This window comes from Hydrogenothermus marinus, assembly GCF_003688665.1.
Taxonomy (GTDB): Bacteria; Aquificota; Aquificia; order Aquificales; family Hydrogenothermaceae; genus Hydrogenothermus; species Hydrogenothermus marinus.
The window spans coordinates 307,866-334,215 of record NZ_REFO01000011.1; the positions used below are offsets into that span (position 1 = coordinate 307,866).

Sequence of the window (26,350 nt, forward strand, 5' to 3'; positions counted from 1 at the left end):
TACCTCTTTTAAAACTTATAACCAACTTCAACATTAAACAAATGAGCAGACAAATCTGAGAATTTACCTTTTATATTATCATTATTAACATTCCTATCTTTCTTAGTTACATAAAGATAAGCCAATCCTATTTCTACTCTTTTATTAGGAGAATATATACTACCTACAGAGAATATCCAGCTATCTGAATCAGGAAGTTCAAACCCAAGAGTTTTCTCGGGAATAGGAGTTTTATCATAAGCAATTCCACCAAGAACAGTTAATTTTTTATTGAATTCATGAGTTATTCCAAATCTGTATGCATTTGAGTCTTTCCAGTTTTTAGCTTTAGGTTGACCTAAAATTGCTTCTGCATACGGATCTGCAAAATTAAAATCTAGGGTTTTGTATTTTGACCAAAAAGTTCTTTCAAAAGTAAACTCTAAAGTTGTATTTTTTATTTTATAGGAAGTTCCTAATTTCCATTCTGCAGGGAGAGGTATTTTTACATCTCCACCACTTGGAGATATAGGATTTCTTGATATTCCTAATGTTGGTACATTTAAATATCCTTTTATAGAGCCATTTATATCTAAATCCACTTTTGAGCGATAAATTGTAGATATATTCCAGTTTTCAGTAGGTTTTAAAGAAGCAGAAACTGCCCATCCTGTTTTTATAGAAGAATTTCCATCCATATTTACTTGATATACTGGAGGAGCCTGGTATTTTACTTTTCCAGTTGCATAAATAAGTCTTGCTGTTCCTGCTATTGAGAATTTATCTGTAATTTTATAAGAAACAGAACTATCAAACTCATATACTTTTAATGTAAACTCTTCTGCAGTTGCTTTTTGCCCTTTAGCAGTCCATCTTTTAGAAAGTCCTGCTGGTGTCACAAAAGATAATCCAAGTCTTGCATTTTCTATAAATGGAGAAGAAACAAAATGAAAATATGGAACTAAAAAATCCTCAGATTTAGATTTTGCATTAGAAATTACAAAAGTTTTTGAAACAGGATCATAAGCTTGTCCATTAAAATTTATTTTATTAAGATGAATATATCTTGTACCTATTTCTAAAAATTTCTTATCTTTTAACCAACTCATATTTGCAGGGTTATAATAAGAAACATCAGCAAAATTTGCAGAAGAAAAATAAGCTGCTGCTGTAGCTAAGGATCTTTCTGATTGTTCTGGTATTTTATAACCAGATCCAAAAGAGCTTAAAGTTAATCCAGATAAAAGTATAGCAGTTATATATTTTTTCATACTATCCTCCCATTATCCAAATGAAATAGTATCTATTATAACTTATATGAAAATTAGGATAGTATCTTATGATTTATAAACTGAACCAACCTTCTGGTGGACTAATTTCTACTTTCTTGTTTTTTATATCTACATCCTTTACAAACTGACTTATAAATGGTAAATATCTTACTTTATCATCGCTACATTTAATTATTAAATAAGCAGTGGATAATCTATCATCTATTTTTATTATTTTTCCTATATTTTTCCCATTAAAAATCACATCACTATCTAAAAGCTGAAACTCATAATACTCGTTTTTACTTGGCTTTGGAACAATACTTTTTGGAATATAAAAATATTTTTGTTTTATTTTTTTTGCTTTATCTAAATCATCATATCCTTTGAACTTTATAAGATTTTTTCTTCTATCTATATACTCTATTTCAAGAGGAATAAAATTTCCTTTTTCATCTTTTATATAAATAGTTTCTGGTAGTCTTAATCTTGGATTAAAAAACTCTATTTTTAAATTACCTTTAACTCCATGGGTTCCGTGTATCTTTCCACCTATTACTAATTCTTCCATTTTCATCATTGTGCTACTTGTCTTGTTGCTATATTTATTTCTTCTATTCCATTTTGTTTTGCAATATCCATTATTCTTACAACTTTATCATAAATTACTCTTCTATCTGCTATTATGATTAATGTTTTTTTCTTTTGAGATTTTAAATAATCTGCTATCTGCTTTTCATCTACTTTTTTTCCTTCTATATAATAATTACCATCTTTATCTATAACTATTTTTACAGGTTTTGCAACAGTTTCTGATGTTGAAGCTTGAGGAAGCTCTACATTAATTGATGACAAAGGTGCAAGACTACTTACAATACCTAAAAAAAGTATTATTATAAATGCAATATCAACTAATGCAGTTAGGTCTAATGCTACCAACTGATTATCTGAATTTTTATACTTTTTAAAATCCATTATTTTTCCTCATAGCTAAGCTCATATATTGTTTCAAGAGCTATATTCTCAAGCTGGGTAATAAGAAAATTTACTTTTGATCTAAAATACCAGTATGCTGCCAAAGATGGAATAGCTATTGTTAAACCAAAAGCTGTAGTAAGAAGTGCTTGGGATATTCCAGAAGATAAAACTTGTGGATTTTCAAGTCCTGAAACAGATAAAGCTTCAAAAACTTGTATCATTCCTGTAACTGTTCCAAGAAACCCAAGAAGTGGTGCAATTGCTGCTATAGCACCTATTGCATTAACATATCCTTCTATTTTTGGTATTTCTATTTTTGCTACTTCTTCAGCAATAATTTTTAAATCTTCAGGATTTTTTCTTCCTTTTAAATAAGCATTTAATATCTCAAAAATAATATTCGTTGCTACAGATTTATATGTTTTTGCTACTGTTCTTGCTTCTTCTATCTTTCTTTCCTGTATAAAATCTAAAATATCTTTAATAATATCAATTGGTATTATTTTTTTTAGTCTTAAAGAGTAAAATCTTTCAATTATAAATGCTATTGAAAGAATACCTAAGAATAGTAGAGGATACATAAATATTCCACCTTTTTGGAAAATATTAATTATATATTCCATAAAATTTTCTCCTCCTTATTTTATACATTCAGGTAAATTATTAATAAGTTTTATCACATTTTTACCTAAATTTTCCATATTCTTGATAGGTTTTAGCATACAAGCAGCTTCTATTCTTTTACCTTGTTTATCTAAAATTAAAGCTGACCTTATACGAGCTTTTACAACTAAATCTTTTGCCTGCGAATAAAGATAAATAATATTAATATAACTATTTAATGCTTTATCTAAATCATTTAATTTTTCGTAAATATTTCCAAGTAGATAATAGCTTTCAGCAACTTTCATATAATCTGAACCTTTAATAGCTTCTTTAAAATAATTTTTTGCAAGTTCAAAATTTTCATTTTTTAAAGCTATTTTACCTAAGTAATAGGCAATCTCATTTTTATATTTTGGATATCTATTGTATAAATCTTCAAATAATTTCTTTGCATTAAAATAATCCTTAGCTTTAAAATATAAAAGGGCAAGTTTGTATTTTGTTTCATCTGTTTGGGGTAGTTGTTTATATAATTTTATTGCTTTTTCATATTCCTCGTTTTTTTCATAAATATCTGCTAAAAGCTGTTTTATAGGAATTGAAAATCTACCTTGAGGATATTTCAAGATATATTTTATAAATATATCTTTTGCCTTTTCATAATCTTTTAAACTGTAATAATAATAACCAAGTTTGTATAATGCTTGCTCACTTTCTGGAATATTCTTAGATACTAGTTCTTCTAATATTGAAATAGCTTTTTTTACTTTATTTTTTCTAAAATATACATCTGCAAGTTGTAGTTTAAGTAAATTTACTTCTGGATAATCTGGATACTTATTAATAAAATCTAAAAGTTGTTTTTCAATATCTGCAGAATTTTCTTTTGTTTCAAGAATAGTTAAAAGATAAGCTGCATCTATAGCTTCTTTAGTTCCTGCATATCTTTTTATAAAATCAGAATATATTTTTTTTGCTTCTTCAATCTTCCCTATATTATAAAGACTATCTGCCATTCTTAGTAATGCTCTTTTCCCAAGGTATGTATCTTTATATTTTTCATAATATTTTTTAAATTCTTCTGCAGATTTTTCATACTCTCCATTTGAAAAGAATGAGTAGGCATATAAATATCCTGCTTGCTTAGCTATTTCATCATTTCCTTTTGAAAGTTCTTTTAATATCTTTCTTGCTTTATCTAGTTTTAATTCTTTTAAGTATATATATGCCATTAAAAATTTAGATTTTCTATCTGTATTATTTTTTACAATTTCCATTGCTTTTTTAATATTTCCAAAGTTAAAGGCTGATACAGCTTTCATATATGGATCTTTAAATGCTTTATAAGCTTTTTTGTATTCTTTTTTTCTAAAGAAATACCAGCCTAAGAGATTTGATACATAATCTGGGTCATAATTTTTAAGTTTTTCTAAAACTTTTATAAATTTTTTATCTTCTTTACTAAAATAGTAAATATCTGCAAGATATTTCAATGCTAAATATTTAATATTTTTATCTTCCGCTTTTTTATATGCTTTCATAAGGTAGTATTTAGCTTCTGTATAATTTTGCAGATTGAATAAAGTATATGCTGTATAAAGATAATATTTAGGCTCATTTATTGTTTTAAAAATATTATAAGCATACTGATAATATCCAAGGTTATATGCAGAAATAGCTATTAATTTTTTTAACATTTCTTTATTTTCAGAAGAAATACTTAAAGCTCTTTGGAAAAAAGCAAGACTATCTAAGAATTTGTTTTCTTTAAAAGCATCAATTCCAAGCAAAATATATAATCTTTGTGCAAGATTTTTATCTCTTATTTCCATACTTCCTATTTGGTCTAAAACATATGAACTATTACCTTCTTTTATTTTAGATACTAAATAACCATATATAGCATAAACTGAAAGATTATCTGCTTTTCCATAAGTATCTAAGAAATTTTCAAATGTTGCTTCAGCTGAACCTATATTATCTAATTCTAAATAAGAAAATCCTTCTAAAAGCTTTATATATTTTATATATGGTGATTTTTCTAATTTTTTACTTTCTTCAATAAATTTTTCCGGATTTTGTTTGTATAAAGAATACAAGCTTACATATTTACAATAATCTACAAAACCAATATCTAATTTTTGACATTCTTCTTCTGATATATATATATCTTCATTATATTTAAGAGCCTTTATAACCTCAGATAAAAACTCTTTTTCTGATAAATTTTTTGCTTTATTTAATAATTTCTCTGCTTTTTCTAAATTGCCAAGCTCTAAATAAATTGCTGAAGCTGATATACAGCTTTTATCCTTTAAATAAAAATCAAAATTACATGCTTTTTCAAAATATCTTGCTGATTCTTCTATATTTTCAAGCTGAAAATTTACTAATCCAGCTAAATAATATACAACTGGTAAATATTTACTTTTTTTGTACTTTTTTAAAAATTCTTCAATTTGAGAATAAGCAATTAAAAATCTTCCTGTTTCAAAATTATCAATAATATCTGATACTAAAGCTTTATCCTTAGGAAATCCGAAGAATGTCTTTGGCTTTTCTAACTCTCCTAATACTGGTTTTAGATTTACAGGATATGCTAAAGGTATATTAATAAAAAGATCTAAATTTATATTTTCATCTATAGGCAAGTACTTAGGTGGTTGTAGTTTTTCTTTTTTCTCCTGCTTCTCTGCTATTATTTCAAGAGGAAAAACTACTTCTGGTAGTTTTAAATCTGCAAAGGCTATATTAAGGGTTAAAAGCACTAAAACCACTTTATACAAGAACTTCATTTTTTACCTCTTTTAGTATATTTTTAGCTTTCTCAACATCTTTTTCTATCTGCCTTTTTAGTTCTTGTAAAGAATTGAATTTTTTTTCTTCTCTTAAATAGTCTATAAAATAAGTCTTCAAATATCCAGATTTTAAATTCTCATTAAAATTTTCATTTAAAATATGAACTTCAAGAACTGTTTCCTTTCCATCAACTGTAGGCCTTTTACCAAAATTCATTATTGCATTATAAATTTTATCTTTTATTTCAATAAATCCTACATATACTCCTTCTTTTAAACAGAGATTTTCTCCTACTTTAAGGTTTATAGTTGGAAAGCCTATCTTTCTTCCTAATTTTTTTCCTTCTACTACTTTGCCTTTTAAACAGTAATTTCTACCAAGTACTTTATTTACTTGCTTTATTTTTCCTTCTCTTAAAAGCTCTCTTATTAAAGAAGAGCTTATTTTTTTATCTTTTATTTTTTCTTCTTCCATAGCTATAACTTCTAATTGTAGTTTCTTGCCAAACTCTTTTGCAAAATTTATATCTCCTTCTCTATTTTTACCAAATCTCCAATCTTTACCAACAACAACAATATTACATTTTAAATTTTCTTTTAAAAGTTTTAAAAAATCTTCCTTTGTTAGATTGGCTATTTTTTTATTGAATGGTATTACTATAAGATAATCTATTCCGATTTTTGTTAAAAACTCTTTTTTTGTTTCAAAATTAAGTATTTTACATAAACTTTTTTTTTGTAAAACTTGTCTTGGATGTGGATCAAATGTGATAACTGCCGTTTTTAGATTTTTTTCTTTAGCAATATCTTTTAAAGTATTTAATATCTTTAAATGACCTTTATGAAATCCATCAAAATTTCCTACGCTACAAGCTAAATCTTCATTAATAGATAGATTATTAATAGATAGTACTTTCATATTTCTCCACGTAGATATTTTTTTGCAATTTCAGTAGAAATAGAATAACTAAAACCTCTATTTATTAGATATTTTACAATAGATTTATAATCTTTACTTCCTGTATATTTTTTTATACGATTAATTGCAGATTTATATTCCTCTTCATATGTAAATTCTACATTTACTCCTTTTCTATAAAGTTTTGATTTTAATTTTAAAGGACTTTCACCTTTTTCTATAGCAAGCTGTTTATATCTTTTTAAAAGTTTTTTATCGTTTATATAATCTTCTTTTTCTAAATAATCAATAATTTCTGAAATTTCTTTTTCTGAATACCCTTTTTGCCTTAATTTATTTTCTAACTCTTTTGAAAAATAATCCTTTTTAGAAAGTAGTTTGAAAGCATAAGATTTTATATCCTTACTTATTGACTAAAACCTCCATAAAATCCTCCAATATCTTGACTAAAATCTGTTTCTGTAGATATTCCTTTCATTTTTAGTTCAAGATCAGAAGGACTATCTGATGCAGCTAATGCATCTTCTTTAGAAATTAAACCTTTATTATAAAGCTCTAATAAAGACTGATTAAAGGTTTGCATTCCATATTGAGATTTTCCTTTTTCCATAAGTTCATCAATCATTTCAAACTTATCTGGATCTAAAATTGCATCGTAAACGCCACCTTCATTAATTAAAAGTTCTACAGCAGGTACAACGCCATTTCCATCTTTTCTTGGTATTAACCTTTGAGATATTACTGCTCTTAAAGTAGATGCAAGTAAAATTCTAATTTGCTGTTGAGCTTCAATTGGGAACATATCAATTATTCTATTGATAGTTTCTTTTGCATTCTGGGTATGTAAAGTAGAATAAACTAAATGCCCTGTTTCTGATGCTCTTATTGCAGTTTCTATTGTTTCCAAATCTCTCATTTCTCCAACAAGTATTACATCTGGATCTTCCCTTAAAGCAGCTCTTAAAGCTGATGAAAAACTTTGAGTATCAAGTCCTATCTCTCTTTGTACTATATAACATTTTTTATCTTTGAAAACATACTCTATAGGATCTTCTATTGTGATAATTACATCTTCTCTTGTCTCATTTCTATAATCTATCATAGATGCTAATGTAGTTGATTTTCCTGAACCTGTTGGTCCTGTTACAAGAACAAGGCCTCTATTTTCTAAAGCAATATCTTTTAGCTTTGTAGGAAGTCTAAGCTCTTCTATTTTAGGAATATTTGTTTTTAATATTCTAAATGCAAAAGCAAAAGTACCTCTTTGTTTATATATATTTACTCTAAATCTACTTACACCTGGTATAGAGTACGATATATCAATTTCTCCTTTTTTTAATAGTTCATTTTTTTTAGTTTCAGATGGAACTGTTTTTAGAATAAATGATTTAATATCATCAGATGTTAATCTTCCAAATTTTTCTTGAGGCATTAATTTTTTGTTTATTCTAAAATAAGGTGGAAGGCCCACCTTTAGATGTATATCAGATGCTTTTAAATTTACTGCTTCTTTAAGAATTTCATCTAAATCAGCCATTATTTATAGCCTCTAAAATTTTATTTCTTAATTCTTCAAAAAGTTCTTTATCTGCTTTCAATCTTTCTCTTACTTTTTCTTTACCTTGACCTAATTTAGTATCTCCATAAGAGTACCAAGCACCACTTTTCTTTATGATTCCATATTTTTCTCCTAAGTCTATAATCTCTCCTTCCTTAGATATACCTTCTCCATAAATAACATCAAATTCTGCTTCTTTAAAAGGAGGTGCAAGTTTATTTTTTACTATTTTTACTCTAACTCTACTTCCTACCTTTTCGCCACTATCTTTTATATCTGATTTTCTAACTTCCATTCTCATATCTGCAAAGAATTTTATAGCCCTTCCACCTGTAGTAGTTTCAGGGTTTCCAAACATAACTCCAACTTTTTCTCTTACCTGATTTATAAGTACTAATGCGGTATTACTTTTATTCACTGCTCCTTTTAAAATTCTCATAGCTTTAGACATTAATCTTGCATGAAGACCTATATTGCTATCTTCAATATCTCCTTCAAGTTCTGATTTCGGCACAAGAGCAGCTACAGAATCTATTACAACAACATCTATTACTCCACTTCTTATTAATGTTTCTGCTATTTCTAAAGCTTGCTCTCCATAGTCTGGTTGAGAGATGATTAAATCATCAAGATTTACACCTATTGCTTTTGCATATTTAGGATCAAATGCATGCTCTGCATCTATAAAAACTGCTTTTCCACCTTCTTTTTGAGCTTCAGCAATTAGATGTAAAGTTAAAGTTGTTTTACCAGAGCTTTCAGGTCCATAAATTTCTGTAACTCTTCCTCTTGGTATACCTCCAATTCCTGTAGCTATATCTAAGGATAAAGAACCAGAAGGTATAGCTTCAACAGTTTTTACAGCATCTGAGGAAAAAGTCATTACAGAGCCTTTGCCAAATTTTTTTTCTATTTGGGCTAAGGCTGCTTCAAGAGCTTTCTTTTTCTCATTCAACTCTTTTTCAGTTAATTCCATATATATAATGCCTCCTATTTTTATTCAGTTTTTATAACTTTTGGAACAACAAAAAATCCATTCTCTTTTTCTGGCGCATTTGCCAAGGCTTCCTCTTGAGAAAGGCCTGGTTTAACTTCATCCTTTCTTAAAGGTGCTTTTTGATCAATCAGTTCATAGAATGGTAATATATCTTCTGTATTTAAATTTTCAAGTTTTTCTATAAATTTAACAATCTCTGGAAGTTGCTTTGAAAAAAGCTCTATTTCCTCTTCTGAAAGTTTAAGTTTTGATAAGGTTGCTACTTTTAAAACTTGTTCTTTATTTAACATGTTTACCTCTCCTTATGATGAAAATCATTTTAAAAATTTAACCTTACATATATATTACTATCAAGCTTTAAAGTTTGAAATGGGCTTTAAAAGCATCCCCCTCCCTCCCCCTCCATTTCCTGCGGGTTCTCCTCAAAAAGGAACCCGCCTTTTTAATTTTATACTATTTTTTTCTTCTTTTCTTAAAGAAACTATTAAGCCATTTTAAAGCTTTTTCTGGCTTATCTATTAAATCTTCTTTACCATTTTTAACAAGTACTGCTTTTTGTTTTTCTGATAGTTTATATGTTTTCATTGCTTCTTTTTTGGCTTTATTTATCCATTTTTTTATTTTTTCTTTATCTTCTAAAACATCCGTAGGTAGTTCTAATCCTGTTTTTTCTGCTAATGATTTAGCATATGCTATCTGTTTTTCTGTTGGTTTTGTCTCTTTATGTTCTTCTATAAACTTACTTAAAGCTTCAGGATTATCTAAAATATCTGATATATCTTTACCATGTTTTTTTGCAAGATCTAAAGCATAATTAAGCATTTTTTTAGATATTGGTTTTATATCTCTTTTTGTAGATTTTTCATATAATTCCTTTACAAAATCTTTCCAGTTTTTTTTATTTTGTTCTACATAATCAAGAAACTGTTCCATATTTTTTGTAAAATCATAATCTATAACCCATTTATAATGCTTATCTAAATAATCTATAAGATGAAAAGCATTTTCTGTAGGAATAAGAGCATTTCCTTCTTTTACAACATATCCTCTATCTTTTATTGTTTTTATAATAGATGCATAAGTAGAAGGTCTTCCTATTCCAAGTTCTTCTAATTTCTTTACTAAGGATGCTTCACTATATCTTGGAGGTGGTTTCGTCCATTTTTCCTCTAATTTTTGGTCTAATTTTTTAACTTTTTCATCTTTTTTTATTTCAGGTAAAGTTTGAATATTTTCTGTCTCCTCTTCTTGATAAACCTTTTTATATCCTGCAAATCTAAGAATTGAGCCTGTAGTTCTAAATTCATATCCTTTTATATCAAATGTAATTGTTGTTCTATCATATACAGCATCTGCCATTTGAGATGCTACTGTTCTTTCATAAATAAGTTTTAAAAGTTTAAAATGATCTTCTGAAAGCCCTTTTTTTTCTACTAATTTTTTTTGTTGATCTAAATTAACAAAGTTAGTAATTCTTATAGCTTCATGGGCATCTGCTTGAGTATTTTTAGATTTATAACTTCTTGCTCTTGATGGTAAATAATCTTTACCAAACTCTTTTTCTATAAGCTGTCTAATACCTGATATTGCTTCTTTAGAAATTCTAACACTATCTGTTCTATGATATGTAATAAGCCCACTTTCAAATAAGTCTTGAGCAAGTATCATTGTTTTTTCAGGAGAAAATCTAAGCTTTGAGTTTGCTGCTTGTTGTAATGTTGAAGTAATAAAAGGAGCTTTTGGCTTTTGTTTTACTTGTTTTTTTTCTATTTTTATAGCTTTAGCATATTTTTCATCTTTTATATCATTAAATATTTTTTCTGCTTCTTCTTTATCTTCTATTTTTGCCTTCTGATAATTTGCATTAAATTTTATATTATCTTTTTCTAATACTACATATAAAACATAATAAGGAGTAGGCTTAAACTCTTTTATCTCTTTTTCTCTTTCTACAATTAATCTTACTGCTGGAGATTGAACTCTACCAACTGAAAATCTTCCACCTATTTCCTTAGATGCATAAGGGGAAAGGGTATATCCAACAACTCTATCTCCAACTCTTCTTCCAAGAAATGCATTAAACAACCCAAAGTTTGTTTTCTCAAACTGAGGAGCCTTTTTTATTACATCTTTTATATGTTTTTCTGTTATTTCATGAAATTCTGCTCTTTTAATATCTTTTGCTTTATTTTTTAATTCTTCGTACATAAAGTATCCAATTGCATATCCTTCTCTATCTGGGTCTGTAGCTATGTAAACTTCCTTGTCTTTTGCAAGTTTTTTTATTTCTGATAGAATTTTTTTATGTCTTGATGATTTGATAATAAATTTAGGTTTAAAGGTTTTAAAATCTATTCCCATCTCTTTCTCAGGTAAATCTTTAAAATGACCTACAGTTGCTTTTACTATAAAATCTTTCCCTAAGAATTTCTGAATCTCTTTTGCTTTTTTAGGAGATTCTACAATAACTAATTTCTCTGCCAAATTTTCACCTCTTAAATTTTTTAAATTTTTAAGTAAAAGAAGGGTCTTCTAAGCCTACTGATTTAAAAGCCTCTTTTCTTTGCTGACAAGTAGCACATTGCCCACAAGGTGGAATTGTTCCTTTATAACAAGAATAAGTTTTATCATAAGGTACACCAAGCTCTAAACCTAATTTTAGTATATCTATCTTACTTTTCCCAAGAAATGGAGTATAAACTTTAATTCTATTTTTCTTTTTTTCAACCATAACAGAAGAGGCATTTATTGCAGCCTCTGCAGAAGACGCAAATTCTGCTCTACAATCTGGATAAGGGCTATCTATAGAATGAATACCTATTCCTATATTTTCTATCTCATAAACATCACAAAATGCAGCTGCTATTGATAAAAAGGTTAAATTTCTCATTGGAACTGTAGTAATTGGAGCTTCTTCAGGATATTTTTCTGTAGGTACTTCTATATTTTTATCTGTTAAAGCATTTCCTTTTATATTCCTCAAATGAGGAATTTCAGCTATAAAATGCTCTTTTACCCCTGCAATTTTAGCAAGCTGTTTTGCAAAATCAAGTTCTACTTTATGTTTTTGCCCATAATCAAAAGATATAGCATAAACTTCTTTAAACTGTTTTTTTGCAAGCCACAAGAGAGTGGCACTATCCATTCCACCAGACAAAAGTACTATTATCTTTTCCATTAAAAAACCTTACAAAAAATGATAATATTTAAATTATAATGCTATCTAAATTAAAAGCAATTGCCTTAGGTTTAATTATAGGTTTAATACTTTCCATTTTAACATCTTATATTTATATGAAATTTAATAAGTTTGGAGATTATACTCAAATCATAATTACAGGTTTTTATACTTTTATTCCTTTTATCTTTTTAGCAAAGGAAAATATAAAATTTAGAAAAACTGTATTTTTTATAATATCTTTAATAATTTTTATGCCTTTACTAGTAGGAAATATAAATGAATTACAAAGAATCTCTATTTTACTTTATGCTATCTTTTTAAGTATTATATTTTGTAGAACTAAAAAAAGAGCAAAAGGAGTAGTATGAAGCAGAAAATAAAAAATGAGATTTTAAAAGCAGTATCAAGAAAAATTCCTGAGATAGAGAATATAAAAGAAAAAATAAAAGTTGAAATTCCAAAAGAAGAAAAATATGGAGATTTTTCAATTAATGCTGCTTTTTTACTTGCTAAACCTTTAAAGAAAAAACCGATAGATATTGCAAATCAGATAAAACAGATATTAGAAAAAGAAGATATTTTTGAAAAGGTTGAAGTTGCAGGAGCAGGATTTGTAAATCTATTTTTATCTGGAAAATTTTTCAAAGATATTTTAAAAAAAGCTATAGTAGAAGGTAGTCATTATGGTGAAATAAAACAAAAAGATAAAGGAAAAATAAATGTTGAATTTGTAAGTGCAAATCCAACAGGACCTTTACATCTTGGGCATGGAAGAGGTGCAGTTGTAGGAAATACTTTAGCTAATATTCTTTCATATGCAGGCTATCAAGTAGAGAAAGAGTTTTATATAAATGATGCAGGAAACCAGATAAAAATGCTTGGACTTTCTGTTTACGCAAGATATAGACAGATTGAAGAACCAGATTATCCATTTCCTGAAGAAGGATATAAAGGCGAATACATAAAAGATATTGCAAATGAGATTTACCAGCATTTTAGAGAAAAGATATTAAAACTATCAGAATCTGAAGCTATAGATTTTATGGCTGAATATTCTAAAGAACTGCTTTTAAAAAAGATACAAGAAGATCTAAAACTTTTAAATGTTGAGTTTGATATATGGTTTAGTGAAAAACAGCTTTATACAGAAGGAAAAGTGCAAGAACTTATAGAAATTTTAAAAGAAAAAGAGCTTGTTTATGAAAAAGATGGTGCTTTATGGCTAAAAACAAGTATTTATGGAGATGATAAAGATAGAGTTTTAAAGAAAAAAGATGGTAGTTATACATATTTTGCAGGAGATATAGCATATCATTTCAACAAATTAAAAAGAGGTTATGATTATGCTATAAATATATGGGGTGCAGATCATCATGGATATTTCCCAAGATTAAAAGCAGCAATGCTTGCTCTTGGTGCAAAGGAAGACTGGCTACAGGTTTTATTTATACAACTTGTAAAATTATTTAAAGATGGAAAAGAAATTAAAATGTCTAAAAGAGCTGGAAAATTCATAACATTAAGAGATCTAATTGAAGAAGTTGGAGCAGATGCAGTTATTTATTTCTTTTTAACAAAAGATAGTAATACCCATCTTAATTTTGATATAGACCTTGCAAGAAAAAAATCTTCTGAAAACCCTGTTTATTATGTTCAGTATGCTTATGCAAGAATTTCTTCAGTATTTAGAGAAGCTAAAGAGAAATTTAATATTGATTATAAAAATATTGATGAAATCAATATATCTTTATTAAAAGAGAAAATAGAAAAAAGTATAATGAAAAAAATAGCAACTCTTCCAGAAGATATTATTAAGATCGCAGAAAATAGACAGCCTCATAAATTAACAATACTTGCTTACGAGCTTGCTTCTGATTTTCATTATTATTACAACAACTATAAATTTTTACAGAAAGAAGACGAAAGATTAATGGAAGCTAGACTTTATCTTTTAAGAGCTATAAGAAATAGCTTGGCAACATTATTTAAGCTTATTGGAATTACTCCTTTAGAGAAAATGTAAATGGAAGATATAAAAGATACATTAAAAAAGTTAGAAGAAGAAAAAAAGAAACAGGAAAAAACAGAAAGATTAATAATTTTATTAATTGGTATATTTGTAGCTTTAATTTTTGCTGTAATAGGAATAAATATATATTATACTAGCTCTGATAATACTGTTTCTGAACCAAAGGTTGTTATAGAAGATAATAATGAACTAAAAAATAATACTGTAGAAAAAGTAATCCCAAGGAATGATTTAAATCAAGACAATACAACAAAACAAATAGATAATGAAGTACAAAAAACAGATAATGCTAAAGAAAAAACTAATAACTTACAAGTTGAAAAAAATATATCAAAAAATAAAGTAGCTGATAAAACTCCTCCTCAACAAAATAAAGCAAAACAAAATGTAAAACAAGAAAAATTAACTAAATCTACGAATTTTAAACAAAAAATTGCTAAAAATAAAATTGCTACAAAACCAAAACTTGTTTATACAGTTCAAGTTGGAGCATTTAGCTCCAAAGAAAGAGCAAAAAGATATTTAAAATCCATAGGGAAACCGGGAATGATTATAGAAGAAGGAAAAATATATAGAGTAGTAATTGGTAAATTTAAAACATATAAAGATGCTGCTCAATATATGAAAAAATATAAATTAAAAGGTTTTATAAGAAAAATAAAAATCAACTAACTTAAAGGTTTTGCCTTTTCTATTAAAAGAATAGGAATATTATCTATTATCTCATAATAAACTTTACAGTTATTGCAGATTAAAATCTTTTTTTCTTTATTATAAACAAGTTCTTTTTTACATTTAGGACAGGCTAAAATTTCCAATAATTTTTTATCTATCATTTTATTACCTTTTTGAAGTAAATGTTATAAAATTAACTAAAATTATATCCTAATTTGGAGGAGAAAATATGAATCCTTCTACATTATTTCCAATAGTTATAATAGGAATGGTTGTAATTGCTATAGCTATATTTTTAATCTTAATTGCGTTAGACAAAGGCTCTGATGAAGAATAATTTACATAAATTTTATGCAATTACAGATAGAAAAAAATATAAAATTCCTTTTGAAAATCAGATTAAGCTTTTATTAGATAAAGGTATTAGAATGTTTCAACTTAGAGAGAAAGATTTATCATCTGGAGAACTTTTAAATCTTGCAGAAAAGATGAAAAGAATTTTAGAAAAATATAATGGATCTTTATTTATAAATGATAGGGTTGATGTAGCATTATTAGTAGAAGCAGATGGAGTCCATTTACCTGAAAACTCATTCCCTGTTTCTAAAATAAAAACTAAATTTCCCCATTTAATAGTAGGTAAATCTTGTCATAGTATAGAATGTGCTATAAAAGCTCAAGAAGAAGGTGCAGATTATATAATCTTTTCTCCTATTTTTTATGTAGAAGGAAAAGGAAAACCTCAAGGAATTAAAAAGTTAAAAGAGGTAGTAGAGAGGGTAAATATTCCTGTGTATGCTCTTGGAGGTATAAATAAATCAAATATTAACCAGGTTTTGGATACAGGAGTTTATGGAATAGCTGGAATTAGGACTTTTTTGTATTAAATTATTTAGTATGATATATTAATAAGTTAATAATCACTAAATTTAGAGGAGTAAAGATGGCTGAAGCTTTAAGTCAACAACCTTCATGGTGGCAAACACATAAATTTACAATAGCAAGAAATACTGTGTATATTTCTATAGTAATAGCACTTATATTAATTCCTGAACTTAAGATAATAAAAGTAGATATTGCCCATAATGAGTCATGGCTATTTGGAGAAAGAAGAAGTTTAATAGATGGTCTTATTCCTGTAATTGCCGCTCTTGGATTTTTTGCAATACTTGTTATTGTTATAAATATGATCCAAGGAAGACTTTTCTGTGGTTTGATATGCCCAGGAGGATGGTTTGCAGAAATTCAAGAAAAAATCAAAAGAAAAATAGGAAAGCATCATAAGTTAGCTTATATTTTTATAACATTTATTTCAACTATAGCATTTGCTGCTTTATTCTTTAACTGGGTAACAGATTTAAGAGTATTTTTCTACTATACAAATCCTTCATTTATACCTATGTGGGTTGCTTTTTTAGTAGCATTCCCAATATTTTTCTGGGAATTATACATAGGAAAAAGATGGTGTAGAACTTTCTGCCCTACAGGGATATACCAAAAATTAACTCCTCATTTTTACTACTATAAACCTGCACTTATACCACCTTATACAACTAAAGATTGTGGAACTTGTAGAGAATGTTTAAAAGCTTGTCCAATGGCATTAGATCCAAGAAAAATAGCTTTAATGGAAGATACAATAAATAGACCAGGTCTTTCTTCTTGTATTGTCTGTGGAGAATGTGTTGACGCTTGTACAGATGTGTGGGCTAAAAAAGGCAAACCTCCAATTCTTGGCTTTTTACATGAAGTACCTGTAAGACAAGTATGAATTTAGATTGTATCCTATTGGCAGGTGGCCAAAGCAAAAGAATGGGAAGGGATAAAGCATTCCTTCCCTTTGACAATAAAACTTTTTTAAGAAATATATTAGAAACCTTAGATAATGTATGCCAAAAAATTATAATCGTTGTAAATAAAGATTTTTCTTTATATGAAAATCAGATAAAAGATTTAAGCTCTAACATAATCCTTACCAAAGATATAAATCCTTATGAAGGTCCTTTAAATGGAGTTATTTCAGCAAAAGATTATATTAAAAATGATTCTGTTTTTATAGCTACCTGTGATACACCTATTATTAGTACTAAAATAATTAAGTTTTTATATGAAAATATAGAAGATTACGATACAATTATTCCAAATATTGATGGGAAATATCAATTTTTAAACACTATATATAAAAAAGATTCATTAGAAAAAGCAAAGCAAATTTACAATTCAGGAATAAAATCTTTAAAAAAATGGGTTGACAGTTTAAATAAGAAGATTATTAATAAAGATATACTAAAAAAGATAGATAATAATCTTTTAATGTATGAAAGTATAAATACGCCAAAAGATTATAAAAAATTTATTTCAAATTTTAAGGATAGCTAATGGATAATTTTAGTAAAGATAAGATAAATATAAATTCGGCAGTTGCAGCTTTACCTATTGCTATAATAGTTATAGCAATATTCTTTTTCTTATTTCCACCTTTTAAGACTATAGAAAGTGGTAATGTAGGAATAAAAATAACCCTTGGTAAATATGATAATGAGGAATTAAAACCGGGACTTCATTTTAAAATACCTTTAGTCCAAGAAATTAAAGTTGTAGATGTAAGAGTTCATACAATTAATTATAAAGGAAACCAAGATAGGCCAGACAAAGAAGGATTAATAGAAAAACCAGCAATAAATGTACTTGATGCAAGGGGATTACCAGTAAGAATAGAAATGACTGTCCAATATAGAATAATTCCAGATCAAGCTTCAGAATTAATTCAAGAATGGGGATGGAACTGGGAAGATAAAATGATTAATCCTACAATTAGAGATATTGTTAGAGATGTAATAGGACAGTATCCGGCAGAACAACTTCCTATAAAAAGACAAGAAATAGGAACAAAAATAGAGCAAGGAATAGAAAAATCTATTAAAGAAGTTTCACATAATAAAGTTGAAGTTGTTGGTGTCCAACTTAGAGATATTAAACTACCACCAAGAATTGCTCAAAAAATAGAAGAAGTTCAGATAGCAAAACAAGAAGCAGAAAAAATGAAATATGTAGAAGAAAAGGCTAAAAAACAACAAGAGATAAAGAGAATAGAAGCTGAAACTAAAAAGATTCAAAAAGTTATAGCAGCAGAAGCAGAAGCAGAAAAGAAAATTAAAGAAGCAGAAGGAATAGCAAAAGCAAATAAACTTATAAGTCAATCTATAGATAAGAATGTATTAAAATGGAGAGAGCTAGAAATTCAAGAGAAATTAATGGAAGCTTTAAAAGAAAATAAAAATAATAATATTTTCTTAAATACCCCAGCAGGAAATATGCATTACTGGTTAAATACACCTAAAAAATAGTTTTTTAAAGTTTCTTAACTTGTCTAATTAGCATATCTATAAGATAATTATACTTATTCCTTTCTTTGTTGAGGTTTTTATATGGAAAAAGTAAAAGTTATTATAGATGGAAAACAGATAGAAGTTGATAAAAATACAACAGTTTTAGAAGCAGCAAAAAAACTAAATATATTAATACCTACATTCTGTTATAACGAAAAACTACCAATATTTGGCGGTTGTAGAATTTGTCTAGTATGGGATAAAAAGCAAAAAAGAAGTATTATAGCTTGTGGAACTTATGTTTATGATGGAATGGAAATAGAAACCTTAAATGATGAAGTCTTTAAAGATAGACAATTTATTTTAGAAATGCTTTTTACAAGACACCCTTTAGACTGTCCTATATGCGATAAAGCAGGAGAATGTGATTTACAAAACTGGGGAACTTATTATGGCCCCCAACATAACTTATATCCAATTACACCTTTTGAGAAAATAAGACCAGAAGATGATTGGCAAAGTGATTATTTAGAGTTTGTATCAAATAGATGCGTTCTTTGTTTAAAATGTGTAAGTGTTTGTGAAAATATAAATGGCTCAACTACTTTATTTCAAGAAGAAAGAGGATTTGAAATAGTCATTTCCCCAAATGAAAAACCTATGGATACTGCAAGTTCTTGTGAGATGTGTGGCCTTTGTGTTGATATATGTCCTGTTGGTGCAATTTTATTTAAACCATTTAAGTTTAATGCTCGTCCTTGGCTTTTAAAAGAAAAAGTTTCATATTGTGGATTTTGTAGTATGAACTGCCCTGTAGCAATAGATTATGATGATAAAAAACAAAAAATATACAGAATTCGTTCAACTGCAGATTTAAATATATGTGCAGGAGCATATCTTGGATATGATATCCAATCTAAAAATAGATTAAAAGATGCTTTAATAAAAGGAGAAAAAGTATCTTATGATGAAGCTATAGAAAAAATAGCTAATATTATAAGTGAAAATCCAAAAGAAACTGCATTTATACCATCTTCATTTAGCACTAACGAAACATATAAGCAGATAAATGAATTACAAGATAAAACAGGAATTAGAATATCATCTATAATAACTGCAGATTTATATCCAGTAGTTAAAGGATTTGAAGAAATTGCAGAAGAAGAATACAGTTTAGATTTTTCTAATATTGAAAAATCAGAAAAAATAGTAATAGTAGGAGATGATGTATCGGCAATTACACCTGTAATATCTTATTACTTTAAGTCTCAGTATAGACTTGGAAATAAAATTTATAATGATAAAAAAGTAATATATATTGGAAATAATATTAAAAACAGTCAAAAATTCTTTCCAGAAATTATAAATAAAGATATATTTGATTTAGATTTATCAATTTTTGATGAAAAAACATCAGTCTTATACTCAACTTCCACATTAAAAGGAGAAAAATCCTATCAGTTTGGTAAAATTCTTGGAAATATTTATAAAGAGAAAAAATCAAAAATATTTATAATTCCACCACAAGCTAATGCAATTGGAGTTTTTAATAACCTAAAAATTACAGATTACATAGTTGATATATTAAAAGATATAGAAAATGGAAAAATAAAAAATTTAATCTTATCAGGAGAAGAGATTTTTGATTATTTTGATAAAGAATATTTAGAAAATATATTAGAAAAATTAGAAAATCTTATTGTAATATCACCATTTGAAGATGGTATTACAGAAAAAGCAGATATTGCCATTGGCTCAAGCTTATGGTTTGAAGAAGAAGGAACCTTAGAAAGTTTATTTGGAGAAAGGAAATTAAAACCTGCATTAAAAGTATTATTTAAGGAAAAAGATATAATTAAAACTATTATAGAAAAAGTTAAATACTATCCTTTCTCAGTAAGAGAAAATAAAAAAAGCTTTACTTTTTATGATTTTGAGAAATTTAGAAAACAAAATATAAACATATATGATTTTTCATACTTTTCCAAAAGAAGTAATAACCTTCAAAACTGGAAAAATAAAAAAGAAGCAGGAGAGCTTTTAAAATGAATATAAAAATGGGTATAGCTAAAGCGGGAATAAAGCCTTCTGGTGATTATGATATTTTAGTATTAAAATTTAAACCTTCTGTTTATTCGGTAGTTTTAACTCAAAATAGTTTAGCAGCAGCACCTGTAATTTATGACAGAATGATAGCCTCTATGACAGATAAAATATCTTCAATAGTTATTAACAGTGGTAATGCAAATGCAGCTACAGGAGAAAAAGGCCTTGAGAATACTGAAAAAATGGCAAACATAGTAGCAGAAAATTTTGATATAGACTCAGAGCAAGTAATGGTTTTTTCAACAGGAATAATAGGTGTTCAACTACCTATGGAAAAAGTAGAAAAAGGAATAAATGAAGCTTGTAATAATATGCAAGATTTAGATTTAAAAAAAGCATCTACTGCCATAATGACAACAGACAGTTTTCCTAAATATTATGAAACAACAGGAGAAATAGATGGTAAGCAGTTTGTTATAAGAGGGATAGCCAAAGGTGCAGGAATGATACATCCTAATATGGCTACTATGCTTGCATATATATTTACAGATGTAAAAATAGATAAATGGTTACTTGATAAAACAACAAAGCTTGTAGCAGAAAGAAGTTTTAACTCAATAGATGTTGATGGATGTGAAAGCACAAACGATAGTTTTTTAGTTGTTGCCACAGGTGAATCAGATGTTGAGATAAATGATACAAATAGAACATATTTTGCAAAAAAACTTTTAGAAGTAGCTACAGAACTTGCAAAAATGATTGTTAAAGATGGAGAAGGAGCAACAAAACTAATACAGATAAATATACATCAAGCAAGAGATAATAAAGAAGCAAAAAAAATAGCAGAAGCTATAGCTCTATCTAATCTATTTAAAACAGCTATGTTTGGAAATGATCCAAACTGGGGAAGAATATTATCAGCAGTAGGACAATTACATTTAGATATAGATTTTAATAAAGTTGATTTATATTTAGGAGAATTTTTACTTTATTCAGGAAAACCAAATCAGTTTGATAGAGAAAAGGCAGTAGAATATCTAAAAATTAATAAAGAAATTACAATTGATTTATATTTTGGTAGAGGCGATGGAAACTGGACATATTATACTTGTGATTTATCTTATAAATATGTAGAAATAAATGCAGAATATACTACCTAGAAAGGTGATTTTATGAAAAAAATATTTTTAATATTGGAGGTTATTCTTTTATTTTCTTTATTAGTTTTACTTTTTTTATCTTTCAATACTGTTAATGAACTTGAAATAAGTTATTCAAAAGAAACAATATCTATATTAAGAGAGTATATATATTTTGCAGGAGGTATTTTAGCTTTAGTTATTTTTGGGAATATTTATATTTTTTATACTGCTATAAAATCAAATTCCAAAAAAGAGTTTTTAGAAAAAAATACAGGATTTTTAACAAAGAATAATTTGAACAAAGATTTAAAAAATTTAAAGAATATAAAAGCTATTCTAATTTTAGAAATTGAAAACTTACTTGAAATTGAAAATACTTATGGAACAGAAGTAGTTGAAACTATTTTATTTCAATTAAATGTAAAATTGAAAAAAATATTACCTTCAGATAGTAGGTTAATAAGATATAGCTGGTCAGAAGTTCTAATACTAATTCCTGAAGTTGAAGATATTTTTATAAGTGATATTTTGGAAAACTTGGAAAAAGTTATAAAGGTTGCAAGATTTTCATATAAGAATATAACATTGAAACTTAATATTTTTATAGGTGTAAATAAAGATGTTCAAAAAACGAAAAATCTTGATGAAGCTATAAAAGATGCCTTTTTTGCTTTAGAAGATGCGAAAAAGAATAATAAAATAATTTCCATTTATGGAAAAGATAAAGCCAATTTACTTCCAAAGCTAATTGAAATTAAAGAATCTATTGATAAAGATAGAATTAATCTACTTTTCCAGCCTATAGTTGATGTAAAAAATAAAAAGATTTTTAAGTATGAGGTTTTATCAAGGATATTAAATTCAAAAGGTGAAGTAATAAGACCTGATATATTTTTAGAGATAATAAAAGGTACTACTATAAATACAGAATTCAACTTGAAAATTTTAGAAAAATCTATTCAATTATTAAAAAAATATGAAAAATTAGAGCTTTCTGTTAATGTTTCACCATCAGATATATTACATGGATATGTTGTTAAATATATTAGAAATATAAATGATAGTTCTGTTTTAAATAGATTAACATTAGAAGTTTTAGAATCTGAAGAAATATATGACTATCAATTATTCAAGGAAAATTTAGATTATATAAAATACGCAGGATGTAAAATAGCTATAGATGATTTTGGTAGTGGTTATTCTAATTTAATGCATATTTTAGAAATAAATCCAGATTATATAAAAATAGATGGAAGTATTATAAAAAATATATTAAAGGATAGGAAGGCATATATTTTAGTTAAAACTATTAAAGATTTTGCAGAAGATACAGATATTAAAGTAGTTGCTGAGTATGTAAGTAATAAAGAAATATTTGAAGTCTTAAATAAACTTAATATACAATATATGCAAGGTTATTTCTTTGGAAAACCTGAAAATATTCCTAAAAATCCTTTTATAAAAAAGCAAACCTATAAAGATAAAAAACCACCTGCTACACCTCAAGATTGGATAGAACTAATTAAATGGAGAGGTGAAGATGACTAAAAATCCAGTAGTTGAAGTTAAAACAGATTTAGGAAGTTTTTATATAGAGCTTTTTCCTGATAAAGCACCTATTACTGTTGAAAACTTTTTAAAATATATAGATGCAGGTTTTTATGATGGGCTTATATTCCATAGAATAATTCCCGGCTTTGTAGTACAAGGTGGTGGATTTGACGAAAATATGAATTACAAAAAACCTTTATATCCACCAATAAAAAATGAAGCAAAAAATGGATTAAGGAATAGCTATGGTACAGTAGCAATGGCAAGAACAACAGAAATAGATAGTGCAACATCTCAGTTTTTTATAAATCTTGCAGAAAATTATCAGTTAGATCATCAAGGAGAAACTCCAGACACATATGGATATGCAGTTTTTGGTAAAGTAATAGAAGGAATGAAAGTAGTTGAATGGATAGCAAGAATTCCAACAACTTCTAAAATGGGTTTTGAAAATGTTCCTATACATCCAGTAAAAATACATTATATAAAAAGGGTAGAAAATAGATGAAGTTACAAAATCTTATATTAAATAAACTTGGAAATAATTTTTCTGTATTAATATCAAATCCTGAAATTCAGATAATGGAAAAGGTTAGATCAGGTGTAAATATAGATAATCAAAATTTATATTTTGAAATAGATGGAATATCTACTATGAATTTTGATAATACTATTCTTCAAATTTATTTAAAACTTTATTCTCCTAAGTTTGAGTATGAAAGTTATATAAAATTTTTTGAAGATGGAAGGATTTTTGCCTTTGCAACAGAAGAATTTATTGGAGATTTTAAAGAGGGAATATTTAGTTTAGAAATGGTAGAAGAAGATCCAGCTATGATTTTTAAACTATCAGGAATAAAACCTACTTATTTTACATTTGAAAAAGAAGATAAGTATAAAGTAAAAATAAAAGAAGAACACCTTATAAAAGGTGTTTTAGAAATTACATATTTTTTAAAAAAATAAACTTCCAACATGATAAACAATAAAAGCTATCATCCAAGCTATAGCAAAGCTATATACTAAAAATAGGGTTGCATATTTTTTATTAAGTTCTTGAGCCATAACTGCAAAGGTAGCAAGACAAGAATTATATAAAAGTATAAGTATCATAAAAGATAATGCTGATAAAGGAGTGAAACTTTCTTTTATTTTTTCTCTTAAACTCTTATTTCCTTGGTTTTCTACATCAAAAGCAGAAATACCAGGTTTTATTACTTCAATAATAGATTGATAAACTGCATTACCTAAATTTTTAATCTGATTTATAGCTTCTTCTTTAAAATTAAAACTTTTATTTTCTTCTTTTTCTTCAGAAGCAGAAAACATAGTTCCCATAGAACTTATTGCAGTCTCTCTTGCTAAAAATGCTGGGATTAAAGATGTAGTAGCTCTCCAATCATTAATACCTATAGGTTCAAATATAGGAGTAATAAACTTACCTATTTTAGCAGCATAACTTTCTGATATATTTTTAGCATTTAAAGGAAGATTAATTAATAACCATACAACAATAGAAATAGCAAAAATTACTGTTCCTGCCTTGTATATAAATCCTTTTGTATGTATCCAAGATACTATAAATAAAGATTTTAAAGGTGGAAGTCTATAAGGAGGAAGTTCCATTGCAAAATGAATAACTTCCCCTTTAAATTTAATAAATTTTAAGATTAAAGCAGTAAAAATTGCTACTATAATACCAGTTAAATAAAAACCAAGAATAACAGTAGCCGGATTATCAAAAAATATAACTGTAAAGAAAGCAAAAACTACAAGTCTTGCAGGACAAGACATAAAAGGAATCATCATAATTACAATAAATTTATCTCTTGGATTTTCAATCATCTTAGCGGACATAATAGCAGGCACATTACAACCAAAACCAAGCATTAAAGGAATTACCATATTCCCATGAAGACCTATTTTTGACATAAATCTATCCATTAATACTGCTATTCTTGGAAGATAACCTGACATTTCTAAAAATGTTATTAAGAAAAATAAAGTTGCTATCAAGGGAACAAATGTTAAAACAAACCCAACACCACCTATAACAGCTTCTGACCAAAATCTATCAAACCATTCAGGAAGACCCATAGTCTCAAATAAAGATAAAAATGCAGGAGATAAAAAATCATTTAAAAATCCATCTATCCAATCAATATAAGGAGAAGAAAAATCAACTGCTATTTTAAATATAGAATACATTATCCAAACAAAAATAATAATACCTAATACTGGATGAAGTAGAAAAGCATCTAAATGATCTGTTATATCCTTATCTTTTTCTTTTACTTTTTTTATAACTTCTCTTGCTATACCATGTGCATATCCAAATCTTTCATTTTTTATAATATCCTCAATACTTTCACCAAAATATTTTTCTAAATCTTTTCTAATTTTTAATAAAACTTCTTCAGGTATGTTATCTTCTTTTTCTTTTCCAGCTAATATATCAAGTATTAAATGTTTATTTGTATTTTCTTTTAGATATTTTTTTATTTCATTTATAGCTTCTTCTAATTTTGGATTATATTTTAATTCCATAGGTTTTTTATTTTTTTCATAAACTTCTATTATTGCAGGTAAAATATTTTCTATTCCTTCTTCTTTTCTGCCTACTGTTTTTACTGTCTCTACATTTAAAATCTCCCTTAATTTTTTATCATCTATTTCTATACCTTTTTTAGTAGCTTCATCAATCATATTTAAAACAAAGACTGTAGGTTTTTGAAATTCTAAAAGCTCTACACCAAGAAGCATATTTTTTTCAAAATTTTGAGCATCTATTACATCTACTATTACATCTACATTTCCATTTTGTATAAAATTTACAGCTACTTCTTCTGCTTCAGAAATTGGCTCAAGGGTGTAAATACCTGGAAGATCAACTAAATGTATTTCATAATCTTTATATGAAATAACTGCCTCTTTTTTCTCAACAGTTGCTCCTGCCCAGTTTCCAACTTTTAGATTAGTCCCAGCAATTGCATTTAAAACAGTTGTTTTACCAACATTAGGATTTCCTATTAAAGCTACAGTTATTTTTTTCATTCTACCTCTATCTCCTTTGCCAAGTCTTTATCTATAACAACTTTTCTACCTTCTAAATTTATAACTAAATTTCTTCCTAATCTTCTTTCAATTATTATTTCTTCACCTTTTTTTATACCCATAGCTTCTGCTTTTTTTAGAAAAATATTATTTTTTGTATTAATTTTTCGTACAGTAGCTTTATCATTTTCTTTTAAATCTATTAGTTTCATTCCCTTTACCTCTGAAATTGAGATT

General features: G+C 26.9%; 27 protein-coding genes. 12 read left to right on the forward strand and 15 right to left on the reverse strand.

Going from position 1 to position 26,350, the window contains the following annotated elements; translation table 11 throughout:
• Positions 1-8: 8 nt before the first annotated feature.
• The 12 genes from CLV39_RS04595 to queC form a co-directional block, all read right to left on the reverse strand.
• Positions 9-1,250, reverse strand: coding sequence for an OmpP1/FadL family transporter (locus CLV39_RS04595; protein WP_121923062.1), 1,242 nt, complete (start codon positions 1,248-1,250; stop codon positions 9-11).
• Positions 1,251-1,323: 73 nt separating this feature from the next.
• Positions 1,324-1,827 (reverse strand): ribosome maturation factor RimM, encoded by a 504-nt coding sequence (rimM, locus tag CLV39_RS04600; protein ID WP_121923063.1) that lies wholly within the window; start codon positions 1,825-1,827, stop codon positions 1,324-1,326.
• The gene (locus CLV39_RS04605) at positions 1,827-2,225 is read right to left on the reverse strand and encodes an ExbD/TolR family protein (RefSeq protein ID WP_121923064.1); all 399 of its coding nucleotides are present in this window, start codon (positions 2,223-2,225) and stop codon (positions 1,827-1,829) included. The genes rimM and CLV39_RS04605 overlap by 1 nt, the downstream gene beginning before the upstream one ends.
• The gene (locus CLV39_RS04610) at positions 2,225-2,851 is read right to left on the reverse strand and encodes a MotA/TolQ/ExbB proton channel family protein (RefSeq protein ID WP_121923065.1); all 627 of its coding nucleotides are present in this window, start codon (positions 2,849-2,851) and stop codon (positions 2,225-2,227) included. Before CLV39_RS04610 ends, CLV39_RS04605 begins: the two co-directional genes overlap by 1 nt.
• A gap of 15 nt (positions 2,852-2,866) precedes the next feature.
• Positions 2,867-5,629: a tetratricopeptide repeat protein gene (locus tag CLV39_RS04615; protein WP_121923066.1), complete on the reverse strand. Its 2,763-nt coding sequence runs from the start codon at positions 5,627-5,629 to the stop codon at positions 2,867-2,869.
• Positions 5,613-6,551, reverse strand: coding sequence for a bifunctional riboflavin kinase/FAD synthetase (locus CLV39_RS04620; protein WP_121923067.1), 939 nt, complete (start codon positions 6,549-6,551; stop codon positions 5,613-5,615). Before CLV39_RS04620 ends, CLV39_RS04615 begins: the two co-directional genes overlap by 17 nt.
• Entirely contained in the window at positions 6,548-6,961 is a 414-nt protein-coding gene (locus CLV39_RS08855; RefSeq protein WP_121923133.1) for a regulatory protein RecX, read from the reverse strand. Before CLV39_RS08855 ends, CLV39_RS04620 begins: the two co-directional genes overlap by 4 nt.
• The gene (locus CLV39_RS04630) at positions 6,958-8,088 is read right to left on the reverse strand and encodes a type IV pilus twitching motility protein PilT (RefSeq protein WP_121923068.1); all 1,131 of its coding nucleotides are present in this window, start codon (positions 8,086-8,088) and stop codon (positions 6,958-6,960) included. The genes CLV39_RS08855 and CLV39_RS04630 overlap by 4 nt, the downstream gene beginning before the upstream one ends.
• Complete coding sequence (gene recA / locus CLV39_RS04635; RefSeq protein WP_211325054.1) at positions 8,081-9,085, reverse strand: recombinase RecA; 1,005 nt, start codon at positions 9,083-9,085, stop codon at positions 8,081-8,083. Before recA ends, CLV39_RS04630 begins: the two co-directional genes overlap by 8 nt.
• Positions 9,086-9,105: 20 nt before the next feature.
• Positions 9,106-9,396: an Asp-tRNA(Asn)/Glu-tRNA(Gln) amidotransferase subunit GatC gene (gene gatC, locus CLV39_RS04640; protein WP_121923069.1), complete on the reverse strand. Its 291-nt coding sequence runs from the start codon at positions 9,394-9,396 to the stop codon at positions 9,106-9,108.
• Positions 9,397-9,559: 163 nt separating this feature from the next.
• On the reverse strand, positions 9,560-11,590 hold the full coding sequence (gene topA / locus CLV39_RS04650) for a type I DNA topoisomerase (RefSeq protein WP_121923071.1): 2,031 nt from the start codon (positions 11,588-11,590) through the stop codon (positions 9,560-9,562).
• A 28-nt stretch (positions 11,591-11,618) separates the two neighbouring features.
• The gene (gene queC, locus CLV39_RS04655) at positions 11,619-12,284 is read right to left on the reverse strand and encodes a 7-cyano-7-deazaguanine synthase QueC (protein ID WP_121923072.1); all 666 of its coding nucleotides are present in this window, start codon (positions 12,282-12,284) and stop codon (positions 11,619-11,621) included.
• 38 nt (positions 12,285-12,322) lie between these two features.
• Between queC and CLV39_RS04660 the strand changes: the two genes are divergently transcribed.
• The 3 genes from CLV39_RS04660 to CLV39_RS04670 are packed head-to-tail and all read left to right on the forward strand — an operon-like array spanning position 12,323 to position 14,988.
• Positions 12,323-12,655, forward strand: a complete 333-nt coding sequence (locus CLV39_RS04660) for a hypothetical protein (protein ID WP_121923073.1) — start codon at positions 12,323-12,325, stop codon at positions 12,653-12,655.
• Entirely contained in the window at positions 12,652-14,310 is a 1,659-nt protein-coding gene (argS, locus tag CLV39_RS04665; RefSeq protein ID WP_121923074.1) for an arginine--tRNA ligase, read from the forward strand. Before CLV39_RS04660 ends, argS begins: the two co-directional genes overlap by 4 nt.
• Entirely contained in the window at positions 14,311-14,988 is a 678-nt protein-coding gene (locus CLV39_RS04670; RefSeq protein ID WP_121923075.1) for an SPOR domain-containing protein, read from the forward strand.
• On the opposite strand, the gene CLV39_RS04675 is transcribed toward CLV39_RS04670, so the two are convergent.
• Entirely contained in the window at positions 14,985-15,152 is a 168-nt protein-coding gene (locus tag CLV39_RS04675) for a Trm112 family protein (protein WP_121923076.1), read from the reverse strand. The genes CLV39_RS04670 and CLV39_RS04675 overlap by 4 nt on opposite strands.
• Positions 15,153-15,317: 165 nt before the next feature.
• On the opposite strand from CLV39_RS04675, the gene CLV39_RS04680 reads away from it, so the two are divergent.
• The 9 genes from CLV39_RS04680 to CLV39_RS04720 all read left to right on the forward strand — a co-directional run bounded on the left by CLV39_RS04680 (position 15,318) and on the right by CLV39_RS04720 (position 24,025).
• Positions 15,318-15,878: a thiamine phosphate synthase gene (locus CLV39_RS04680; RefSeq protein WP_121923077.1), complete on the forward strand. Its 561-nt coding sequence runs from the start codon at positions 15,318-15,320 to the stop codon at positions 15,876-15,878.
• A 56-nt stretch (positions 15,879-15,934) separates the two neighbouring features.
• Positions 15,935-16,762, forward strand: a complete 828-nt coding sequence (locus CLV39_RS04685) for a 4Fe-4S binding protein (protein ID WP_121923078.1) — start codon at positions 15,935-15,937, stop codon at positions 16,760-16,762.
• The gene (locus CLV39_RS04690) at positions 16,759-17,370 is read left to right on the forward strand and encodes a molybdenum cofactor guanylyltransferase (RefSeq protein ID WP_121923079.1); all 612 of its coding nucleotides are present in this window, start codon (positions 16,759-16,761) and stop codon (positions 17,368-17,370) included. Before CLV39_RS04685 ends, CLV39_RS04690 begins: the two co-directional genes overlap by 4 nt.
• On the forward strand, positions 17,370-18,338 hold the full coding sequence (locus CLV39_RS04695) for a prohibitin family protein (protein WP_121923080.1): 969 nt from the start codon (positions 17,370-17,372) through the stop codon (positions 18,336-18,338). Before CLV39_RS04690 ends, CLV39_RS04695 begins: the two co-directional genes overlap by 1 nt.
• Positions 18,339-18,419: 81 nt before the next feature.
• Positions 18,420-20,369, forward strand: coding sequence for a 2Fe-2S iron-sulfur cluster-binding protein (locus CLV39_RS04700; protein ID WP_121923081.1), 1,950 nt, complete (start codon positions 18,420-18,422; stop codon positions 20,367-20,369).
• Positions 20,366-21,526, forward strand: coding sequence for a bifunctional glutamate N-acetyltransferase/amino-acid acetyltransferase ArgJ (gene argJ / locus CLV39_RS04705; protein WP_121923082.1), 1,161 nt, complete (start codon positions 20,366-20,368; stop codon positions 21,524-21,526). Before CLV39_RS04700 ends, argJ begins: the two co-directional genes overlap by 4 nt.
• Positions 21,527-21,538: 12 nt before the next feature.
• Complete coding sequence (locus CLV39_RS04710) at positions 21,539-23,056, forward strand: EAL domain-containing protein (RefSeq protein WP_121923083.1); 1,518 nt, start codon at positions 21,539-21,541, stop codon at positions 23,054-23,056.
• Complete coding sequence (locus CLV39_RS04715; RefSeq protein WP_121923084.1) at positions 23,049-23,567, forward strand: peptidylprolyl isomerase; 519 nt, start codon at positions 23,049-23,051, stop codon at positions 23,565-23,567. The genes CLV39_RS04710 and CLV39_RS04715 overlap by 8 nt, the downstream gene beginning before the upstream one ends.
• Positions 23,564-24,025: a hypothetical protein gene (locus CLV39_RS04720; protein WP_121923085.1), complete on the forward strand. Its 462-nt coding sequence runs from the start codon at positions 23,564-23,566 to the stop codon at positions 24,023-24,025. Before CLV39_RS04715 ends, CLV39_RS04720 begins: the two co-directional genes overlap by 4 nt.
• On the opposite strand, the gene feoB is transcribed toward CLV39_RS04720, so the two are convergent.
• Together feoB and CLV39_RS04730 are read right to left on the reverse strand one after the other, a co-directional pair.
• The gene (gene feoB / locus CLV39_RS04725; protein WP_121923086.1) at positions 24,014-26,113 is read right to left on the reverse strand and encodes a ferrous iron transport protein B; all 2,100 of its coding nucleotides are present in this window, start codon (positions 26,111-26,113) and stop codon (positions 24,014-24,016) included. The two genes, CLV39_RS04720 and feoB, sit on opposite strands and share 12 nt — an antisense overlap.
• Positions 26,110-26,325, reverse strand: a complete 216-nt coding sequence (locus CLV39_RS04730) for a FeoA family protein (protein WP_121923087.1) — start codon at positions 26,323-26,325, stop codon at positions 26,110-26,112. Before CLV39_RS04730 ends, feoB begins: the two co-directional genes overlap by 4 nt.
• Positions 26,326-26,350 lie beyond the last annotated feature (25 nt).

Bases quoted from the DNA above. Each gene is read 5' to 3' on its own strand.
- CLV39_RS04595 (WP_121923062.1), bottom strand. From the start codon at position 1,250: ATGAAAAAATATATAACTGCTATACTTTTATCTGGATTAACTTTAAGC.
- rimM (WP_121923063.1), bottom strand. From the start codon at position 1,827: ATGAAAATGGAAGAATTAGTAATAGGTGGAAAGATACACGGAACCCAT.
- CLV39_RS04605 (WP_121923064.1), bottom strand. From the start codon at position 2,225: ATGGATTTTAAAAAGTATAAAAATTCAGATAATCAGTTGGTAGCATTA.
- CLV39_RS04610 (WP_121923065.1), bottom strand. From the start codon at position 2,851: ATGGAATATATAATTAATATTTTCCAAAAAGGTGGAATATTTATGTAT.
- CLV39_RS04615 (WP_121923066.1), bottom strand. From the start codon at position 5,629: ATGAAGTTCTTGTATAAAGTGGTTTTAGTGCTTTTAACCCTTAATATA.
- CLV39_RS04620 (WP_121923067.1), bottom strand. From the start codon at position 6,551: ATGAAAGTACTATCTATTAATAATCTATCTATTAATGAAGATTTAGCT.
- CLV39_RS04630 (WP_121923068.1), bottom strand. From the start codon at position 8,088: ATGGCTGATTTAGATGAAATTCTTAAAGAAGCAGTAAATTTAAAAGCA.
- recA (WP_211325054.1), bottom strand. From the start codon at position 9,085: ATGGAATTAACTGAAAAAGAGTTGAATGAGAAAAAGAAAGCTCTTGAA.
- gatC (WP_121923069.1), bottom strand. From the start codon at position 9,396: ATGTTAAATAAAGAACAAGTTTTAAAAGTAGCAACCTTATCAAAACTT.
- queC (WP_121923072.1), bottom strand. From the start codon at position 12,284: ATGGAAAAGATAATAGTACTTTTGTCTGGTGGAATGGATAGTGCCACT.
- CLV39_RS04660 (WP_121923073.1), top strand. From the start codon at position 12,323: ATGCTATCTAAATTAAAAGCAATTGCCTTAGGTTTAATTATAGGTTTA.
- argS (WP_121923074.1), top strand. From the start codon at position 12,652: ATGAAGCAGAAAATAAAAAATGAGATTTTAAAAGCAGTATCAAGAAAA.
- CLV39_RS04670 (WP_121923075.1), top strand. From the start codon at position 14,311: ATGGAAGATATAAAAGATACATTAAAAAAGTTAGAAGAAGAAAAAAAG.
- CLV39_RS04675 (WP_121923076.1), bottom strand. From the start codon at position 15,152: ATGATAGATAAAAAATTATTGGAAATTTTAGCCTGTCCTAAATGTAAA.
- CLV39_RS04680 (WP_121923077.1), top strand. From the start codon at position 15,318: ATGAAGAATAATTTACATAAATTTTATGCAATTACAGATAGAAAAAAA.
- CLV39_RS04685 (WP_121923078.1), top strand. From the start codon at position 15,935: ATGGCTGAAGCTTTAAGTCAACAACCTTCATGGTGGCAAACACATAAA.
- CLV39_RS04690 (WP_121923079.1), top strand. From the start codon at position 16,759: ATGAATTTAGATTGTATCCTATTGGCAGGTGGCCAAAGCAAAAGAATG.
- CLV39_RS04695 (WP_121923080.1), top strand. From the start codon at position 17,370: ATGGATAATTTTAGTAAAGATAAGATAAATATAAATTCGGCAGTTGCA.
- CLV39_RS04700 (WP_121923081.1), top strand. From the start codon at position 18,420: ATGGAAAAAGTAAAAGTTATTATAGATGGAAAACAGATAGAAGTTGAT.
- argJ (WP_121923082.1), top strand. From the start codon at position 20,366: ATGAATATAAAAATGGGTATAGCTAAAGCGGGAATAAAGCCTTCTGGT.
- CLV39_RS04710 (WP_121923083.1), top strand. From the start codon at position 21,539: ATGAAAAAAATATTTTTAATATTGGAGGTTATTCTTTTATTTTCTTTA.
- CLV39_RS04715 (WP_121923084.1), top strand. From the start codon at position 23,049: ATGACTAAAAATCCAGTAGTTGAAGTTAAAACAGATTTAGGAAGTTTT.
- CLV39_RS04720 (WP_121923085.1), top strand. From the start codon at position 23,564: ATGAAGTTACAAAATCTTATATTAAATAAACTTGGAAATAATTTTTCT.
- feoB (WP_121923086.1), bottom strand. From the start codon at position 26,113: ATGAAAAAAATAACTGTAGCTTTAATAGGAAATCCTAATGTTGGTAAA.
- CLV39_RS04730 (WP_121923087.1), bottom strand. From the start codon at position 26,325: ATGAAACTAATAGATTTAAAAGAAAATGATAAAGCTACTGTACGAAAA.